The organism is Pseudomonas sp. PS01299 (genome assembly GCF_029960145.1).
Taxonomy (GTDB): Bacteria; Pseudomonadota; Gammaproteobacteria; order Pseudomonadales; family Pseudomonadaceae; genus Aquipseudomonas; species Aquipseudomonas putida_A.
In genome coordinates this window covers 1-2,745 of sequence record NZ_JASCPO010000417.1, presented here as the reverse complement: position 1 = coordinate 2,745, position 2,745 = coordinate 1, and the positions used below count along the sequence as shown (strand labels likewise).

Sequence of the window (2,745 nt, the reverse complement as noted above, 5' to 3'; positions counted from 1 at the left end):
AGCAAGCCCGCTCCCACAGGGAAATGCATTGCAAATGTGGGAGCGGGCTTGCTCGCGAAGGGGCCGGCACAGGCGACCACCATCACTGCGGCACACCGACACAGGTCAATGCGCCCGCAATCCCCCTCGGCGTATAATCGCCCAGCCCTTTCAGCCCTGTGCGCGCCGGAGATGCCCGATGGATCCTGCAGTATTCGAAGAGTGGATGATGACTGGCCTGGTCAGCATCCTGATCATTTTCATGGGTTTCATCGTCTGGGATCTGGCGAAGAAGTCCAAGGCCGGGCGTTTCGGCTCGTTCATTCTGTTCTTCGTGCTGGGCCTGGGCGTGGCCGCGTTCATCATCAAGAGTGTGGTGATCGGCCTGATCGAATCCGGCGCTCTATAACCGCGCCGGCACTTCCTTCCACTGGCCCTGATCGAGCCCTTCTAGCGTCCAGTCGCCAATCCGCACCCGCACCAGCCGCAACGTCGGCAACCCCACCGCGGCGGTCATCCGCCGTACCTGACGGTTGCGCCCTTCACGAATCACCAGCTCCAGCCAACTGGTCGGCACCGTCATGCGAAAGCGCACCGGCGGATTGCGCGGCCACAGTTCAGGTTCCTCCAGTTGCCGCGCCTCGGCAGGCAAAGTCATGCCGTCATTCAACTCGACGCCTTCGCGCAGACGCTGCAACTGCTCGCCTGTCGGCACGCCTTCGACCTGCACCCAGTAAGTCTTCGCCAGTTTGTGTTTCGGATCAGCGATGCGCGCCTGCAACTGGCCGTCATTAGTCAGCAACAACAAGCCTTCGCTGTCGCGATCAAGGCGTCCGGCCGGATAGATACCGGGCACGTCAATGTAATCCTTGAGCGTCGCCCGCCCGCCTTCGTCGCTGAACTGCGTCAGCACATCGAACGGTTTGTTGAACAGGATCAACTTCGGCTCGGCCGGCGGCGCTTTGGCGACACGACGTGGAGCCGAGGAGGATGGCTTCGGACCGGGACGGCGGGAAGGTGGACGCGGGGGACGGGACATAAGAGAACAGACATTTAGCGATCAGGGCTGCTAATGCTAGTGCCCCGACCGCCAAATGACCACGACTAACCGTTAACGGAACGGCGGCTCGTCGAAGCTGCGCAGCTTGCGCGAGTGCAGCGAGTTGAGTTCGGTGCGCAGCAGATCCACCGCCTCGATGCCGATCTTCAAGTGCTGGCTGACCGCACGCTCGTAGAACGCGTTGGCCGAACCCGGCAGCTTGATTTCACTGTGCAGCGGTTTGTCCGAAACGCACAGCAACGTGCCGTACGGCACCCGCAAGCGATAACCCTGGGCGGCGATGGTGCCGCTTTCCATGTCCACCGCCACGGCGCGGGACAGGTTGATCAGCGGACGTTCCTGCGCCCAGCGCAGTTCCCAGTTACGGTCGTCGTAAGTCAGCACGGTGCCGGTACGCAGACGCTTTTTCAGCTCCTCGCCCTTCTCGCCGGTGATATTGGCCGCGGCTTGCTGCAGCGCCAGTTGCACTTCGGCCAGTGCCGGGATCGGAATGTTCGGCGGCACCACGCGGTCGAGAATCCCGTCGCGACGCATGTAGGCGTGAGCCAGCACGTAGTCGCCGATGGTCTGCGACTGACGCAGCCCGCCGCAGTGACCGATCATCAGCCAGCAATGCGGGCGCAGCACCGCCAGGTGGTCGGTGATGTTCTTGGCGTTGGACGGGCCGACGCCGATGTTGACCAGGGTCACGCCATGGCCGTCGTTGGCGATCAGGTGATAGGCCGGCATCTGGTAGCGGTGCCAGACCACGCCAGCGGCGATCGCCGAGGCTTCGCCGTGATCCATGCCCTTCTCGATGATTACGTTGCCCGGCAGCACCATGCGCACGAAACGCGGGTCGTTGCGCAGTTGTTCCAGGCCATGAACGATGAACTGGTCGACGTAGCGGTGATAGTTGGTCAGCAGAATCCACGGCTGCACATGGCGCCAGTCGCTGCCGGTGTAGTGCACCAGACGACGCAGGGAGAAGTCGACGCGCGCGGCGTCGAACAGCGCCAGTGGCAGCGGATCGGTGTTTTCCCAGTCGTAGAGACCGTCGGCGATGCCATCGGTCGCGGCGGACAGGTCGGTACTCGGGAACACCCGCGCCAGCACCGCAGCGGTGACGCCGGAGCCGGCCAGTTCATCGCCCTGCTCGACTACGTACGGGTACGGAATATTCTGCTGGCTGACACCGACTTCCACGGTCACGGTGAAGTCGTGCATCAACGGCACCAGTTGTTCCAGCAGGTATTTGCGGAACGCCTTGGGATGGGTGACGGTGACGCTGTAGGTGCCCGGCAGTTGCACCTTGGCGTAGGCGCGGGTGGTCTGTGGGACTTCGCCCTGACACAGGTAGGTCAGACGCAGTTCGGGATAACGAAACAGGGCACGCTGTTCGGCGTCAGGCTCGACGCGATCCTTGAGGTAACGCTTGAGCGCCGAGTTGAGCGCAGTGGTGGCCCGCTCATGCAGCTCGGCCAGACGATCCACGGCTTGTTCGGCGGTTTGAACGACAATAAACGCTTCGGTCACGATCAGCTTCCTGTGTTCTGACTTGCAGAGCTTCATCTTGCCTGCATCGTGGTCTCACGGGAACAGTGGCGTTGTGGCTGTACCCAAATCTCCCTGTCAATGGAGATCCCCTGTGGGAGCGGGCTTGCTCGCGAATGCGCTGTGTCAGTCGACCTATCCATTGACTGACACACCACATTCGCGAGCAAGCC

3 protein-coding genes are annotated in these 2,745 nt (G+C 62.3%); 1 reads left to right on the top strand and 2 read right to left on the bottom strand.

The window, feature by feature from the left end; translation table 11 throughout:
* The first annotated feature begins 178 nt into the window (after positions 1-178).
* The gene (locus QMX91_RS30505) at positions 179-388 is read left to right on the top strand and encodes a DUF2788 domain-containing protein (protein WP_003228500.1); all 210 of its coding nucleotides are present in this window, start codon (positions 179-181) and stop codon (positions 386-388) included.
* On the opposite strand, the gene QMX91_RS30500 is transcribed toward QMX91_RS30505, so the two are convergent.
* Positions 383-1,018, bottom strand: a complete 636-nt coding sequence (locus QMX91_RS30500) for a pseudouridine synthase (protein WP_225136411.1) — start codon at positions 1,016-1,018, stop codon at positions 383-385. The two genes, QMX91_RS30505 and QMX91_RS30500, sit on opposite strands and share 6 nt — an antisense overlap.
* A 72-nt stretch (positions 1,019-1,090) precedes the next feature.
* Positions 1,091-2,590: an AMP nucleosidase gene (amn, locus tag QMX91_RS30495; RefSeq protein ID WP_177434769.1), complete on the bottom strand. Its 1,500-nt coding sequence runs from the start codon at positions 2,588-2,590 to the stop codon at positions 1,091-1,093.
* Positions 2,591-2,745 lie beyond the last annotated feature (155 nt).